We start from the raw sequence: 15,509 nt of genomic DNA, 5'->3' as shown, positions 1-15,509 counted from the left end.
ATTGGCGTCACCGACGCCGTGACGTCAGGTAGTCCCCCACCACCGCGGCGCCCAGACCATCCAGATCCGGCACCACCACCCGGCCCTGCACGCGGCGGGCCACTTGATCGATGAACCGGGCCAATCCGGGATCGTCGCCGAGCCGGAAGATGGTCACCTGGGCACCGAGCCGAGCGACCTCGTCGAATCCCTTGACCGTGAATGCGATGGTGCGCGGGTGCGGCGGGTAGTCGAAGAACACCTGTGCTCTGTCGCCGCCGAAGTCCTCGAGGTGCGCGGTCGGTTCACCGTCGGTGACGATGAGGATGACCGGCTGGGCGTTGGGGTGCCGACGCAGATGGCGGGTGGCCAGCGCCAGCGCATGGTGCAGATTGGTGCCCTGCTCGTAGACGCCTTCCAGCCCGGTGAGCTCGGCGGCGCTCAGCGTGCGGGCGTATCGGCCGAACGCGATGATCTGCAGGTCGTCGGACCGGAACCGGGTGCTCACCAGATGGCTCAACGCCAGTGCGGTGCGCTTCATCGGCAGCCACCGGTTCTCCATCACCATCGAAAAGCTGGTGTCCACCAGCAGCGCCACACATGCCTGGGTGCGGGTCTCGGTTTCGGACACCTCGACGTCGTCGACGGTGATGCGCAGGGCGCCCCGCTCCCCGGTGCCGGCATTGCGCAGCACGGCATTGGTCAGCGTCCTGGTCACATTCCAGGGTTCGGTGTCGCCGAACGCCCACGGCCGGGTCGCCCCGGTCAGTTCGCCTGCCGCACCGGCTCGTTGGGTCTGGCGTTCCCCGTTGCGCCCCGACAGCTGGCGCGCGACGTCGCGAAGTGCCGTCTGGCCGAGTTGGCGCATGGCTTTGGGTGAGAGCCGCCATTTCCCGTCCGAACCGCGATCGAGGAAACCCTGGTTCATCAGCGCCCGCTCCAGGTCGGCCAAGGTGCGCGCGTCGACCGCGGCGTCCTCGCCGAGTTGGCGCGCCAGTGCGTCCAGGTCGACATCCTCCATGGTGGCGCCCGCGTAGCTCTGCGACAGCTGCTCGGCCAGCTGTTCCAGCTCGGCGATATCGGCCAGCGCCTGCGCGCCCTCGCCCATGCCCAGCGGGTCGCCGCCGGAGAATTCCTGTGCGCCGCCCCAGTCTTCGCCGGGGCGGGCGGCCTGCAGATGCGAGTCCAGCCGATTCAGCGCATTCATCAGCGACGGCGAGCCGAATGCCTGCTGCGCCAACGCATCCAGCTCGGCACGCTGGTCCGCAGACAGGCTGTTGCGGAAGCGCTGAGCGGCCGCCGCGCGCTGGGCCAGCGAATCGATCAGCTCTTCCACATTGCGCGGGTTCTCCGGGAAATGCTGGCCGTGTTTGGCCATGAAGTCCTGAAAATCCTGTTCGGTGTCCTGCCCATTGGCGTGTTTGTCGAGCAGGTTGTTGAGGTCGTCGAGCATGTCGTTGACGGCCTGGCGATCCTCGTCGGTCGCGTTCTCCAGCGCCTGCTTCATCCCGGCGAAGCGTTGGTCGAGCATCTCCCGGCCCAGCAGATCCCTGATCTGTTCGTACTTCTGACTGGCCTCCGGCGAGCGCCAGTCGTAGTCGGCCAGTTCTTGCACCGCCTTGGCCGGCGACGGCGACAGCGCCTCCATCTGCATCTCACCGAACCGGGCGTCGTCATCCAGCGCGCGCGCCAACTCCTTGCGCTCGGCCAGCACCGCCTCGTCGAGCAGCTTCTTGATGTCCTGCAGGGTGCCGTTGAGATTGTTGCGCTGCAACAATTCCCGGCGTTTGCGGTTGGCCTCGGCGGCGAGCTTGTCCGCACCCGGCATGTTGCGGGTGCCGCGGCGCAGCAACTCCGACAGCGCCCGCCGCGGCGAGCTGCCCTCCATCACGTCCTGCCCGATCTGCTCGAGTGCTTCGCGCAGATCGACCGGTGGCGCCAGCGGGTCCGGCCCGCCGGTGTATCGCGAATACCGCGAAAGATGTTTAGCCATATACTGTTTCGCCCTCACCGGAGGTCTTGTCGATCCGCTTGGCCAAGTACAGCGCTTCCAGCGCCAGCTCCACCGCGGCCGCACGTTCGCCATCGGTGCTCGCGCCGAGGCGCTCGGCGATATCGTCCAGTACCGGAAGGTCTGGCAGGGCGGCCAACACGTCCTTGGCGCTGATCCGCTCGCCGGTGGTCACCGGCGACCCGCCTTCCACCGCCGAGACCAGCGGGCCGACGTCGATGCCGCCGAGTGCCCGGGACGCGGTGTCGGCCGTCGCCCGGCGCAGCAGGTGCTCCAGCACCACCTGTTCGCGGCCCTCCTCGCCGGACTCGAATTCGAGTTTGCCGCGCAGGACGTCGATCACGGTCCCCAGGTCCACTACGCGGGCCACCGGCTCCTGCTCGCCGAGCACCGCCCCGCGGTGCCGCGCCGAGGCGGCAACCGTCTCCGCCGCGGCGATCGCAAAGCGGGCCGACACCCCCGAGCGCTGGTCGATCGCGGTGGACTCACGCAGCGAGCGGGCGAACCGGGCCACGATGTGCAACAGGTAGTCCGGCACCGGCGCGCTCAGGTGCGCCTCCTGCTTGATCACGCCCACTTCCGCTTCGAGCTCAAGTGGATAGTGGGTGCGGATCTCGGCGCCGAACCGGTCCTTGAGCGGGGTGATGATGCGGCCGCGGTTGGTGTAGTCCTCGGGGTTGGCGCTGGCGACGACGAGCACGTCCAGCGGCAGCCGCAGGGTGTAGCCGCGGACCTGGATATCGCGTTCCTCCATCACGTTGAGCATCGAGACCTGGATGCGTTCGGCCAGATCGGGCAACTCGTTGATCGCGACGATGCCGCGGTGCGCGCGCGGGATGAGGCCGAAGGCGATGGTCTCGGGATCACCGAGGCTGCGGCCCTCGGCGACCTTGATGGGGTCGATGTCGCCGACCAGATCGGCGACGCTGGTGTCCGGGGTGGCGAGCTTCTCGGTGTAGCGCTCACTGCGGTGCCGCCACGAGATCGGGAGATCCTCGCCGACGTCGGCGGCCCGCCGGATCGACTCGGGCGTGATCGGGCTGTACGGGTGCTCACCCAGTTCGGAGCCGCTGATGACCGGGGTCCACTCGTCCAGCAGGTTGGCCAGCGAGCGCAGCAGCCGGGTCTTACCCTGCCCGCGTTCACCCAGCAGCACGAAATCGTGCCCGGCGATGAGTGCCCGTTCGACCTGCGGCAGCACGGTGTCCTCGAAACCGAACAGACCGGGCCAGATGTCGGCCCCGTCCGCGAGGCGGGCCAGCAGGCTCTCCCGGATCTCCTGCTTGATCCCGCGCTCGACGTGACCGGAGGAGCGCAGCTCACCGACGGTGCGGGGCAGATTGTTAGGTGATGTCACCACTCCACGCTACGACTGCTCCGGAGTACAGGCACGGTCACCTGAGATTTGTCCGTTATTCGATCCGCGCGGTACCCGGTACCATGGGTACCGTGAATTTGTCTGAATGGCGGGATCGGCCGGCTACCGAGCAGTTCGGCCCGGCGTCGCGACAGTCCCTGTTACTGAATTTGCTGACGGCCGTCTTCCTGCGCCCGGTGCTCGGCGCGCTGACCCTCATCGGCCACGTCGTCAACAAGGCATGGCCGGCCGGATTGCAGCGCGCACATCTGGACGTCATCGATCGGCCCTTACGGGTCATCCGGGCGCTGCCCGGCACCAGCGTGCGGCCGGAGGCGCTGCCACATTGTCGCGCCGAGTGGCTCGTCGCCCCGAACGCGCGAGACTCCGATCGCGTCATCGTCTACTTCCACGGCTCCGCATTGGTCACCCTGGGGCTCAACTCGCACCGGCGGTTCGCCTCCAAGTTGTCCGAGGCCACCGGTTCGCAGGTGCTCAACGTCGGCTATCGGCTGGCCCCACAGGCCAGCATCGAGGAGGCGGTCGAGGATGGGCTGGAGGCCTACCAGCACGTGCTGTCCCTCGGTTTCTCGCCGAATCAGATTGTGCTCGCCGGGGATTCGGCCGGTGGCCTGATGGCCGCCGACACCGCGCTGGCGATCCGCGACGCCGGCCTGCCGGTGCCCGCCGGTCAGGTTTTGCTCTCGGCGCTGACCTCTGGCGACATGCAGATCAAATACGAGGCGCTCAAAGCACACATGGACGTGCTGTTCCCGTTCATGACCGTCAAGTTCATCTACGACGTCTTCGCCACCGTGAACGGCACCAGGCCGGTGCCTGTCATGCCTTCGGAGGCAAACATGACCGGGCTGGGCCCCTTTCTGTTGCAGATCGGCACCAACGAGATGCTGCGCAATGACACCTTCACCCTCGCCGAGCGACTGCGGGCCGACGGTGTTCCGGTGTGGGTTCAGGTGTGGGACAGGGCGATGCACATGTTCCAGCTGTCCTTCGACGTGAATCCGGATGCCCGGCGGGCGATCGAGGAGATCGCGTCGTTCGTGGCGCATGTGACGGCGGCGGCGCGCGACGAGGCCGCTTCTTAGCGCCGAGTGCAACTTCAGGGAGCGGGCACGGCGCCGATCTGCTGCATGATCCCGAGCAGATCAGGCTGGCCCTGCTCACCGACGATCTGGCCGTCGGCGAGATGGTAGAAGTTGAGCGCCTGGACCGATATCTCGTTGCCGGTCGGCGGGATACCGAAGAAATCGCCTCGGTGCGTGCCACGCATGGTAAATCGTGCGGCGACCCGGTCACCTTCGGTGATCGTCTCTTCCAACGTCCATCGGATGTCAGGGAACCCGCTGCGCAAAATGGCGAGCAGTTCCAGGTAGCCCTCGGGTCCACGCAGCGGTTCGGCATGTGTCGGCGCGTGAAACACCGCATCCGAGGCGATGACCTCGCCGGCGAGCTGCTCATCCGCCGTGTTGATGAACTCGACGAATCGCTTCATCACTGCTTCGGGAGATTCCGTAGGCATTTTTGGGACCTGGTTTCTGGTATGCGGTCGGCGGAGAGCAGGCATGTCCGATGCGATGTCAACATCACGAACGATAGCATCGAATCGATGTACACCTCGAATCGATGTCTGGTGGCGGCGTGCTGGAGTTAGCGATACTGGGCTTCCTGAACGAGGGCTCGCTGCCGGGGCACGAGTTGCGCCGCCGAGTGTCCCAGCTGACCGGCTATACGCGGCCCGTCAGCGACGGCAGCCTGTATCCGGCAATCAACCGCCTTGCCAAGGCCGGGCTCCTAGAACGGCGACCGGACACCGACGCAGGACCGGGTCGGTACTTGCTCACCGCGACAAAGGCCGGTCGCGCCGACCTGATCGAGCGGCTGCGTCACCCCGCACAGCACGAAATCACCGACTTCGCCCGATTTTTCGTCGTTCTGACGTTCTTGTCCGCGCTGCCCGAGATCTCCGACCAACACGCCGTGCTGCGCCGGCGGCTGGAGTTCCTGGAGGAGCCGGCGAGCTTCTTCTACGACGGCAACCGCCCGCTGCGGGCCGAGGATGTCACCGATCCGTACAGGCGCGCCATGATGCTCACCGCCCGCACCATCAGCAACGCAGAACGACGTTGGCTACGAGAAGTTCTCGGCGACGACATCGCAGAGAACTACTAGTGTGCGAAGTGTCGTGCCCCGGTCAGGTACAGCGTGATGCCGGCCTTGGCGGCAGCCTCGGTCACCACATCGTCGCGCACCGAACCACCGGGATGCACAATGGCTTTCACGCCGGCGTTGGCCAGCGTCTCCAGGCCATCCGGGAACGGGAAGAAGGCGTCCGACGCCGCGACGGCGCCCTTGACCCGGTCCCCGCCCCGCTCGACTGCGAGCCGAGCGGCATCCACGCGGTTCACCTGTCCCATGCCCACGCCGACGGTGGCACCGTCGGCGGCGACCACGATGGCGTTCGATTTCACCGCACGGCAGGCGCGCCACGCGAACACCAGATCAGCCAGTGTCGCCGGATCGGCCGGCGTGCCGGTCGCCAGCGTCCAATTGGCCGGGTTGTCCCCCTCGGCGTCCAGTGCGTCGCGCTCCTGCAGCAGCAGGCCACCACTGATCTGACGGAACTCGACGCTGGTCTCCTGCGGCTCGGAGGCCACCAGGATGCGGATGTTCTTCTTGCCCGAGAGCACTTCGACGGCCCCCGGCTCGTAGGCCGGCGCGACGATCACCTCGGTGAAGATGTCGGCCACCGTCTGGGCCATCTCGACGCTGACCGTGGTGTTGGTGGCGATGACCCCGCCGAAAGCCGAAAGCGGGTCGCACTCATGGGCTTTGCGGTGCGCATCGGCCACCGACACCGACGAGACCGCGATTCCGCACGGGTTGGCGTGCTTGATGATGGCCACGCAGGTCTGTTCGTGGTCGAACGCGGCCCGCCACGCGGCGTCGGCATCGGTGTAGTTGTTGTAGGACATCTCCTTGCCGTGCAACTGCTCGGCCTGCGCCAGTCCCGGCCAGCCTGCGTCGTTGCGGTACAGCGCCGCACCCTGGTGCGGGTTCTCGCCGTAGCGCAGCACGGCGGCACGACGCCAGGTCGATCCGACCCACTGCGGAGGGGCATCCGGAACCGCGCCCTCTTCGGGTGACAGCACCGAGCCCATCCAGCTGGCCACCGCCACGTCGTATTCGGCGGTGTGCCGGAAAGCCAACGCCGCCAGCCTCTTCCGTTCGGCCAGGGTGAATCCCCCGGCGCGCACCGCTGCCAGCACACCTTCATAACCGAGCGGGTCGACCACCACGGCCACGCTGGGATGGTTCTTGGCGGCCGCCCGCACCATGGACGGGCCGCCGATGTCGATCTGCTCGACGCATTCGTCCGGCCCGGCACCCGAGGCCACCGTCTCGCTGAACGGGTACAGGTTCACCACGACGAGCTCGAAGGTCTCAACGCCGAGCTCGTCGAGCGCGGCGAGGTGCTCTGCCTTGCGGGTGTCGGCCAGCAGCCCGGCATGCACCTTGGGGTGCAGCGTCTTCACCCGGCCGTCGAGCACCTCGGGAAAACCCGTCACGTCCTCGACCGGAGTCACCGGAACACCGGCTTCGGCAATCGTTTTCGCGGTCGAGCCGGTCGACACGATGCTCACGCCGGCTTCGTGCAATCCGCGGGCCAGCGCCCCCAGCCCGGTCTTGTCGTACACGCTGATCAAAGCGCGACGGATCGGTCGCTTTTCACTCATCGCTGCGCCCTCAACATCCGAATGTCGCCTTTCGCCCGTTCCAGGTGAGGCCGCGGGTAGCCACCGCGGCGAGCACGTCCACCAGTAGTCGCCGTTCGACCACCTTGATGCGTTCGTGCAAAGTCTCTGCGTTGTCATCATCGAGCACGGGGACGGCCTGCTGAGCCAGAATCGGCCCGGTGTCCATCCCGGCGTCGACCAGGTGCACCGTAGCGCCCGTCACCCGCACGCCGTAGGCCAGTGCCTCCGCGACGCCGTGCACGCCGGGGAAGGACGGAAGCAGTGCCGGATGGGTGTTGACGACGCGGCCCGCGAATCTCGAAAGAAAGGTCGGTCCAAGGATTTTCATGAAGCCGGCGCTGACGATCAGGTCCGGCTGATAACCGGCGACCGCATCGGTCAGCGCGGCATCCCAGCCGGCCCGGTCGCCGTGGTCGGCCAGCCGCACCGTGAACGAGGGCACCCCGGCCCCGGCGGCGATCTCCAGCGCCGGACAGCCACGATCGGTCCCGACCGCCACCACCTGTGCCGGGAAGTCACCCACGGCGGCCTGCAGCAGCGATTCGAGCAGCGAACCGGTACCCGAAGCCAGCACCACCAGCCGCGACGGTGCGCTCGGGGGCACCCAGATCGGGCCTTGGGGCGTGGGCTGCACGCCCGATAGCCTAGTCGGCCTGTTCGCGCGGCTTTTCGGCCGGATCCCCGTCGGTCAGGAAGTGCTCTTCCGGGTCCAGTGGGGGCTCATCAGGCGGCGCCGGCACGACGATCGGGTCCGGCATCTCGGGCTCGGCGATCGACTGAAGCTCTTCGGGGTCGCCGAACACCACGGTGACGGCTTCATCGGGTTCGGGATCGGGGTCGGGTTCCGGCACGGGCACGGGTTTGACCGGCTTCGGTCGTCGCGCCAACCCTCCCGCCATCGCGACAGTCAGACCACCGATCGACGCGAACCACAGGAAGACCCCCGGACCGAACGTGACCTGATCGACTCCGACGTCACCGAAGTTGCCGAGCCTGCCACCGCCGGCATAGCCGAGTAACGCCATCACCGCCGCGGCCACCGCGGCGGCGACAACGAGCTTGGCCGCGGCGGTCGGCAACGGCAGCGGGCGCCGCGCGCACTGCTGGCCGACTGCCACCGCTGCGGCCGCGGCGACGATCAGCAACGCGACCCAGATGGGTCCCAACGGGGGCGTCGGGACGGCCGCCAGCACCGGCACGGCAGGGATGTCACCGCCCAGCACGGTGAACGAGCTGAAGGTGGCCAGACCGACGTGCGCGCTCGAGCCGACCGCCACCGCCGCGGTGCCGACGATCACGTTCGGAATGTAGAGCACGGACAACAGCGTCAGGCTGAACTGGCCGAACACCGAGTCGGTGATGCCGAACAGGTCGTGCATGGTGCCCCAGTGCAGGACCAGCGATCCGACCGCGACCACGCCCGACAGACCGAGCAGGGCCAGCACGCCGGCACCGGCCGCCCGCAGGGCATCCGGCAGCCAGCGCGGAATCCACGGGACGGTCCGCAACTTGCCGGTGAGCAGGACGCCGATGGCTGCGCCGATGAGGTGCACCACCAGCACGCCGGCAAAGGCCCGCCCGGCGCTGGGCGTCTGCAGTTCGGTGAGCACCGAGGAGGCGTCGTGGATGACGGCCAGGGACAGCGCCGCGATCAGCAGCGGACCGCCCAAGGCGGAAGCCACCACCCAGCGGATGACGAACCACGAGGCGCGCGCCGAGGCCGCGACGGTGGTGCGGGCGGTACCCCACACCATCAACAACACCGGCAACAGCGGCATGACACCGAGCTCGCGTCCGCCGATGGACACCGGCACCTGGTGCACGCCCAGCCACATGCTGGCGATGGCGCCGAAGGCACCCGTCATGTCGCTGTTGGCGATGAGCAGCTGCAGCAGCGTCACCGCCGCGATGATCCCGAGGGCGACCAGCGATGGACCGAACGCGACGCGCAGCAGGTCACGTGCCTGCCGGGTGCCGACTGACCGGTTCTCCACTAGCTGGGTCGCTCCTCGTGCGCTGGGCTCACGCACGCCGTGCCCACATTGCCCGGATGCGCGACGCCCAGACTACGACGGCGGCGGCCCAGCTTGCTGTGAGGACGCGGCCGGGGGTTGCGTCGGGACCGCGGTGGTCGGGTCCGACGAACCGGCAGGCTGTGGCTGACCGAACGCGGGGAAACCGGTGGGCGGAGTCGGCGGGCCGCCCTGCGGGCCGGCCGCGGGGACCGCGGAGAAGCCGCCGGTGTTCTGTCCCTGGTATCCGGCGCCGTACTGCGACGGCGGCGGGTAGCCCGGTCGGCCCTGGCCCTGCTGCGGGGGCGCCTGCGGGGCGCCGTACGGCTGTCCCTGCTGGCCGTAATACGGCTGGGCGTACTGACCGTAAGGCTGCTGCTCGTAGCGCGGCCGCGGTTCCGGCGCCGTGATGATGCCGGCCTCCAGCAGCAGCGCGGCGATGGCGGCACCGGCTTGCAGCACGGTGCTGACGATGACCAGGTACAGCGCCCAGCCGATCGACACACCCTGCGGTGCGTTGATCACCTCGCCGAGCACCAACAGGAAGGACAGCAGCGCGATGGACGCCACCACACCGGCGGACACCTTCTGCTTGGGCAGCAGCCCCACCGCGGCGAGCAGCCCGGCAAGTACCGATGCCGCGACGGCCAGGCCGATGCCGATGGTGCTTCCGCTGGCGCTGCCGAACTGCGGGAAGTCCGAGCTCTTGATGGTCAGCAACGGACCGAAGTTGAACGCGTAGGTCGCCAGTCCGAGGACGGCAACCGCGGCGAACAGATAGATCGGCAGCTTGGACGGCCCGGCCGGATCGGCGAACTTTCCGAACTGCTGGGTCTGCGCGTACTGGTTGCCCTGCTGGGCCGGCGGATATCCGGGACTACCGGGTGGGTAGGTCATGACTCTCCTGTGTCAGCGATCTCGACCACCCACGCTAGCGCACCCGGTTGTGAGCGGCGTCAGGCCGATACGAGCACCGGGGCGTCCGCCGAAGCCTCTTCCGAAGCCTCGATTTCCCGGACGAGTGGCAGCACGTGCTTGCCGAAGTACTCGATTTCCTCCTGGAAGTGGAGGAAGCCACCGAGGATGAGGTCGGCGCCGCGTTTGCGGTAGGCCGCGATTCGTTCGGCGATCTGTTCGGGGGTTCCGATCAACTGGGTGCGGAACCCGTCGTTGTACTGAACGAGATCCTCGAACGACGAATCTGCCCACATGCCCTTCTTGTCACCGGTCGAGTTCCCGGCCTGTTGGACCGCCCCGCGGAAGCCCTCCACGGCCGGCTTGTTGGCCTTGGCGATGATCTCGCGAAGCGTCTCTTTGGCTTCCTTCTCGGTGTCTCTGGCGATGATGAACCCGTTGAGCCCGAACTTGACCTCCCGGTTCGCCTCGCGGGCGTGGTCGCGCACCTCGACGACCTGCTCGGTGAGGCCGTCGAAGTCCTTGCCATTGGAGAAGTACCAGTCCGCGTACCGCCCACCGTTGCGCCGCGCGGCGGTGGAGTTGCCACCCTGGAACAGCTCCGGGTTGGGCCGCTGCGCGGTGTTCAACGGTTTGGGTTTGAGCGTGAAGTCGTGGATCCGGTAGAAATCACCGCGGAAGTCAACGTCGTCCTCGGTCCAGATCTTGCGCAGCACCTGGAGGAATTCCGCGGAGCGGCGGTAGCGCTCGTCGTGCTCGAGCCACGGCTCGCCCAGATGGGTGAACTCGTCCTTGAACCAGCCCGACACCACGTTGACGGCGAACCGGCCGCCCGAGAGGTGATCGGCGGTGGCGCCGAGTTTGGCCAGCACCGCGGGCTGCCACAGCCCGGGATGCACCGCCGCGATCACCTTCAACCGTTCGGTGGCCAGCAACAGCGCCAGGCTGAAACTGGTCGACTCGTGCTGGAACTCCGCGCCGTAGCTGGCCTCGTACCGCACCTGCGACAGCGCGTACTCGAACCCGTTGTTCTCCGCGGTCTGCGCGAGTTTCTTGTTGTACTCGTAGTTCCAGTCGGTGCGCTGCTCGATATCGCTGGTCACCAGGCCACCACTGACATTGGGCACCCAATAGGCGAACTTGATGTGGTCGGCGATGCGTTCGGTGGTCATGGCTGCCATGGCAGCAGCCCGGCCGCCGGGAGTCACCAGTAAAGATCTGACTGAACGGAAGGGCACGCACCCCGGCCTTGCCCTCCAGACTAGAACACGTTCTAATTCTTGCCATGGACTATGGGCTCGTACTCTTCACCAGCGACCGCGGCATCACCCCGGCGGCCGCCGGGAAACTCGCCGACGACCACGGCTTCACCACGTTCTATGTGCCCGAGCACACCCATATCCCGATCAAGCGCGAGGCCGCACACCCGACCACCGGCGACGAGTCACTGCCCGATGACCGCTATATGCGCACCCTGGATCCATGGGTGTCGCTCGGCGGCGTGGCTGCCGTCACCGACCGGGTCCGGCTGTCCACCGCGGTGGCCCTGCCCGTCGAGCACGATCCGATCACCCTGGCCAAGTCGATCGCCACGCTGGATCACCTGTCCGGCGGTCGGGTCAGCCTGGGCGTCGGATTCGGCTGGAACACCGACGAACTCGCCGATCACAAGGTGCCGCCCGGCCGGCGCCGGACGATGCTGCGCGAGTACCTGGAGGCGATGCGGGCGCTCTGGACACAGGAGGAAGCCTCCTACGACGGCGAGTTCGTCAACTTCGGCCCCAGCTGGGCCTGGCCCAAGCCGGTGCAGTCCCATATCCCGGTGCTGGTGGGCGCCGCGGGCACCGAGAAGAACTTCAAGTGGATCGCGAAGTCGGCCGACGGCTGGATCACCACGCCGCGCGATTTCACCATCGACGAGCCGGTGAAGCTCCTGCAGGACACCTGGGCCGCCGCCGGTCGCGACGGGGCGCCGCAGATCGTCGCGCTCGATTTCAAGCCCGACGCCGACAAGTTGGCCCATTGGCGCGAACTCGGCGTCACCGAGGTGCTGTTCGGACTGCCGGACAAGCCCGAGGCGGAGGTCGGTGCCTACGTCGAGCGCCTTGCGGGCAAGCTGGCCGCCCTCGTCTGAGGTTGCTGGACGGGTCCGGAAGGTGATCCTCAGCCGTCTTCCGGGTGGCCTCCGGGTGAACACCAATCGACCTCCGGGTGGCAGAGCACACAGGACATTCACCGGGTTTGGGCCAACGATGCTCGCATGTCAGTCGCCCCGCTCCCGGACGAGTACGAGTTCCGCATTCCGGTCCGGCCGGTTCTCGTCACCGCCCGGAGGTCACACCCCGGCTCGGCCGATGCCGCCCAGGCACGCCTTTTCGCGGCACTGTTGGAGACCGAGATCGCCGAACTCAGCGCCTATGCCGTGGCCGCCGAGGAGAAGTGGAAGCGCAGCCACCCCGCAGATGCCAAACGCCCGGACGGGCTGGCCCGCCAGCACGCCCGTGTCGAGGAGGCCCGCCGCCTGCTGACCGCGCTGCAGGACCGCTTTTACTGACGGGTTGCCCGAATTCGGATCAGCGAGAGCCGAATCCGGCACGGACGCCGAAGTCCGGCGGGCGCTCAGGCGGGCCATGGCCCACGCCGAGTTTGCTGGGCTCAGGCCAGTGTCGCGCGGTTGCCCTGCTCGCCGGTGCGCACCGTAATCCGCGCACCCAGGGGTTCGCCGTCGGACAGCAGGGCCACCAGCGCATCGTCGGTCGTGGTGGCCAGAAACCGCGACCCGTCGGCGTCCAGTCGTCCGACGATCACCCCGGTACGCGGGGTCCAGTCGTAGCGCACCGTGTAGGTCTCGATGGTCCCCGTCCCGTCCGCCGCCTCGGTGACGGCCACGGCCGGGTATCCGGCCACCTCCGACTGCAGTGCCGCGCTGCGGTCCGGCGTCCAGTCCGCGGGCTCGGTGGAGTAGATCCCGACCGAGTACTTGCTCGCGATCCCGCCGTTGGCGCCCACCAGCGCGAACTGCCCTGGCTTGTCCCGCATTTCGTTGACCGCTTCGGCGATGCCGTGCAGCGAGTAGTTGTTCCCGGGGCCGCCGAAGAACGGCAGCCCGCCGGTGAGCGTCAGCCCGCGTTCGTCATCGGTGCGCAGCCCGACGCCGTCGCAGATGTTGAACACCGGGAAGGCGAAGCAGCTGTACAGATCGAAGGCCGCGATATCGTCGACACCGATGCCGGCCACCCGTAGCGCCTCGTTCACCGCGAGCACCGACGCCGGGCTGGCGCCCAGGTCGGCACGCTCCAGCAGCTTCTGCTCCTTCATGTCGGCGTGCCCGCGCAGGTACACCCACTTGTCTTCGGGCACACCGAGTTTGCGCGCCGCGCCGACCGACATGAGCAGCGCCGCGGCGCCCTGGTTGACCTGGTCGCGGGCCACCATCAGGCGCGGGTAGGGATCGCAGATCATCCGGTTGGCGGCCGTGACGGTGGCCAGCTCATCCACCGAGCGTTCGGTGGGCGCCGACGAATACGGGTTCTTGGCGGCGACTTTGGAGAACGGCGCGAACAGTTCGGCCATCGCCTGCCGGTAGTCCACGACGGACAGACCCAGCCGGGACCGCCTGGCGTTGTCCAGCAATCCGTACTGCACCGGGGCGCCGATCAGGCCGTGCTTGACCGTGTACTCGTCGAAGATGCCGTCATAGCCATAGCCGCGATCTTCCAGTTGCCCGCCGACGACCTCGGAATGGTCGGGCTTGTCCTCGCGGTCGGCGAAATACCGGAGACTGGAGGTGTTCTCGGATCCCATCACCAGGACCACATCGGCCTCGCCGGCGGCGATGGCGGCGGCGAACTCGGTGATCAGGTGCTGCGGGCTCTGGCCGCCGATGACCTCGAGGACGGCGCGGGCCGGGTCGGCGCCGACACGGGCGGCCACCGAGCGCGGGTAGTTGTCGGACTTGCCCAACGGCGCCGGTGTACGGCCGGAGATCTCGAACTGGCGGGTTCCGGCGATGATGTCGATGGCCCGCGCGACGGCAGAGACATCGGCACCGGTGTTTTCCAGTGCGGCGTGCGTGGCGGCGGCGGCCAGGTCGACCGAGGACATCCCGCGGTAGTCGGAATCACCGAGGCGTTCGGTGAACTGCCCGACACCGACGATGACGGGAGTACGTGGATCCACCATGACAAACCTCCTGACACGTGTTAATTCGCCAGGCTAACCGATGGTGCAGCGGCGGGCACAATCAGCGCGCGGCAGATATACACCACAGTTGATGTACGTCGTATATGACGTACATCAACTGTGACGTAGACTTGCTGGATGACGTGGCCCGTCCGTGCGATGTCCCTGGTGGTGGGCGGTGTGGTACCGCCGGAGAACGTCGTCGGCCGGGTCCGTGAACAGCAGGAAATCCTGGCCAGCCTGCCCGACGGCGGCGCGGCACTGGTCGGCGACCGCCGGCACGGCAAGACCTCGCTGGCCCGCCTGGTGGCGCACACCGCCAGGCAGAACGGCCTGACCGTGGTCTCGGTCAGTGCCGAACGACAGTCCTATGCCGAATTCATCTCGGCGCTGGCCGGCGAACTCGGTCGGCTGGACACCACGCTGCGCCAGGAAGTCGAACGCTGGAAGATCGCCTTCGGTACCGGCCCGGTGCGGTTCGAGCGGGCCCGCGCCGAGGCGGCCCTCGACGACCTGCTGCAGCGCGCGGTCGGCCGGACCCACGGCGGGCCGCTGGTGCTGTTCATCGACGAGGTCACCGTGCTGGCCCGCAACCTGGAGCGGGAAAAGGCCGGCGGCGGTGACGGTTTCCTGCATCTGCTGCGCCGGCTCCGCCAAGACCACTCCGGCCGGCTGGCCACCGTGCTGTCCGGATCCATCGGGTTCCATCATGTCTCCGGCGAAGCCCTGAGTTCGGTCAACGACATCCGCAAGGTCACCGTCGGACCGATCCGGCACGACCACGCCACCTATCTCGCCGAGTGCCTCCTGCTGGGCGCTCGGGTGAGTGCCACCGATCCGCATTCGGTGGCCGCGGCCATCGCCCGCTCGGCGGAGAACGTGCCGTACTACATCCAGCACCTGGTCGCCGCGGCCGCCCGGTTGGGCGAATCGGTGCGCGCCGAACGCATCCCGCTGCTGCTGAATGCCGCGATCACCGATCCGCACGACCCGTGGGACCTCCGGCACTACCGTGACCGGCTACGCAACTACTACGGCGAGGACGCGCCGGCCATCGCCGGACTGCTCGACATCTATGCCCACGCGCCGGAGCCGCTGGGCGTCGACGCGGTTCTGCACCTGTTGCGCAGCGAGGGTTCCGTCGTGCGCGAACGCGACCACCTGGTGTCGTTCATCGAACGGCTCGAACAGGACCACTATCTGCGCCGGAACGGTGACGACGACGCTTTCGCATCGGGTCTGGTGCAGCGGGCCTGGCGGGCGATGCGGAGATGACG

The 15,509-nt window shown here is 67.8% G+C and carries 14 protein-coding genes; 5 read left to right on the top strand and 9 right to left on the bottom strand.

Annotated elements, in window-relative coordinates; all coding sequences use genetic code 11:
- Positions 1 to 7 precede the first annotated feature (7 nt).
- Both ACXPWS_RS04850 and ACXPWS_RS04845 read right to left on the bottom strand, forming a co-directional pair.
- Complete coding sequence (locus ACXPWS_RS04850; protein ID WP_458711350.1) at positions 8 to 1,972, bottom strand: vWA domain-containing protein; 1,965 nt, start codon at positions 1,970 to 1,972, stop codon at positions 8 to 10.
- Entirely contained in the window at positions 1,965 to 3,347 is a 1,383-nt protein-coding gene (locus ACXPWS_RS04845; RefSeq protein ID WP_458711349.1) for a sigma 54-interacting transcriptional regulator, read from the bottom strand. Before ACXPWS_RS04845 ends, ACXPWS_RS04850 begins: the two co-directional genes overlap by 8 nt.
- A gap of 83 nt (positions 3,348 to 3,430) precedes the next feature.
- On the opposite strand from ACXPWS_RS04845, the gene ACXPWS_RS04840 reads away from it, so the two are divergent.
- Positions 3,431 to 4,453: an alpha/beta hydrolase gene (locus tag ACXPWS_RS04840; protein WP_458711348.1), complete on the top strand. Its 1,023-nt coding sequence runs from the start codon at positions 3,431 to 3,433 to the stop codon at positions 4,451 to 4,453.
- Between the two features lie 14 nt (positions 4,454 to 4,467).
- Here the strand turns inward: ACXPWS_RS04840 and ACXPWS_RS04835 are convergent, their stop codons facing one another.
- Entirely contained in the window at positions 4,468 to 4,860 is a 393-nt protein-coding gene (locus ACXPWS_RS04835; protein WP_458711347.1) for an ester cyclase, read from the bottom strand.
- Between the two features lie 131 nt (positions 4,861 to 4,991).
- Here ACXPWS_RS04835 and ACXPWS_RS04830 point away from each other — a divergent pair, with 131 nt between their 5' ends.
- Positions 4,992 to 5,537 (top strand): PadR family transcriptional regulator, encoded by a 546-nt coding sequence (locus tag ACXPWS_RS04830; protein WP_458711346.1) that lies wholly within the window; start codon positions 4,992 to 4,994, stop codon positions 5,535 to 5,537.
- Here the strand turns inward: ACXPWS_RS04830 and purH are convergent.
- The 5 genes from purH to sfnG form a co-directional block, all read right to left on the bottom strand.
- Positions 5,534 to 7,102 (bottom strand): bifunctional phosphoribosylaminoimidazolecarboxamide formyltransferase/IMP cyclohydrolase, encoded by a 1,569-nt coding sequence (gene purH, locus ACXPWS_RS04825; protein ID WP_458711345.1) that lies wholly within the window; start codon positions 7,100 to 7,102, stop codon positions 5,534 to 5,536. The two genes, ACXPWS_RS04830 and purH, sit on opposite strands and share 4 nt — an antisense overlap.
- Before the next feature lie 10 nt (positions 7,103 to 7,112).
- Positions 7,113 to 7,757, bottom strand: coding sequence for a phosphoribosylglycinamide formyltransferase (gene purN / locus ACXPWS_RS04820; RefSeq protein ID WP_458711344.1), 645 nt, complete (start codon positions 7,755 to 7,757; stop codon positions 7,113 to 7,115).
- A 10-nt stretch (positions 7,758 to 7,767) separates the two neighbouring features.
- On the bottom strand, positions 7,768 to 9,117 hold the full coding sequence (locus ACXPWS_RS04815) for a cell division protein PerM (protein ID WP_458711343.1): 1,350 nt from the start codon (positions 9,115 to 9,117) through the stop codon (positions 7,768 to 7,770).
- Between the two features lie 72 nt (positions 9,118 to 9,189).
- Positions 9,190 to 10,032 carry a DUF5336 domain-containing protein gene (locus ACXPWS_RS04810; protein WP_458711342.1) on the bottom strand — a complete coding sequence of 281 codons (843 nt, stop codon included), beginning with the start codon at positions 10,030 to 10,032 and terminating at the stop codon, positions 9,190 to 9,192.
- A 59-nt stretch (positions 10,033 to 10,091) separates the two neighbouring features.
- Positions 10,092 to 11,222, bottom strand: coding sequence for a dimethylsulfone monooxygenase SfnG (gene sfnG, locus ACXPWS_RS04805; protein ID WP_458711341.1), 1,131 nt, complete (start codon positions 11,220 to 11,222; stop codon positions 10,092 to 10,094).
- Positions 11,223 to 11,335: 113 nt separating this feature from the next.
- Between sfnG and ACXPWS_RS04800 the strand changes: the two genes are divergently transcribed.
- Together ACXPWS_RS04800 and ACXPWS_RS04795 are read left to right on the top strand one after the other, a co-directional pair.
- A complete protein-coding gene (locus tag ACXPWS_RS04800) occupies positions 11,336 to 12,184 on the top strand; it encodes an LLM class F420-dependent oxidoreductase (RefSeq protein ID WP_458711340.1) in 849 nt (282 codons plus the stop codon).
- A 126-nt stretch (positions 12,185 to 12,310) separates the two neighbouring features.
- The gene (locus ACXPWS_RS04795) at positions 12,311 to 12,604 is read left to right on the top strand and encodes a hypothetical protein (protein ID WP_458711339.1); all 294 of its coding nucleotides are present in this window, start codon (positions 12,311 to 12,313) and stop codon (positions 12,602 to 12,604) included.
- A 101-nt stretch (positions 12,605 to 12,705) separates the two neighbouring features.
- Here the strand turns inward: ACXPWS_RS04795 and ACXPWS_RS04790 are convergent, their stop codons facing one another.
- Positions 12,706 to 14,232: an acetyl-CoA acetyltransferase gene (locus ACXPWS_RS04790; protein WP_458711338.1), complete on the bottom strand. Its 1,527-nt coding sequence runs from the start codon at positions 14,230 to 14,232 to the stop codon at positions 12,706 to 12,708.
- A gap of 159 nt (positions 14,233 to 14,391) precedes the next feature.
- On the opposite strand from ACXPWS_RS04790, the gene ACXPWS_RS04785 reads away from it, so the two are divergent.
- The gene (locus ACXPWS_RS04785) at positions 14,392 to 15,507 is read left to right on the top strand and encodes an ATP-binding protein (protein ID WP_458713417.1); all 1,116 of its coding nucleotides are present in this window, start codon (positions 14,392 to 14,394) and stop codon (positions 15,505 to 15,507) included.
- Positions 15,508 to 15,509: the final 2 nt, after the last annotated feature.

The organism is Mycobacterium sp. BMJ-28 (genome assembly GCF_054404835.1).
The sequence above is the reverse complement of the archived record's forward strand: the minus strand, read 5'-3'. Positions and strand labels throughout refer to the sequence as shown.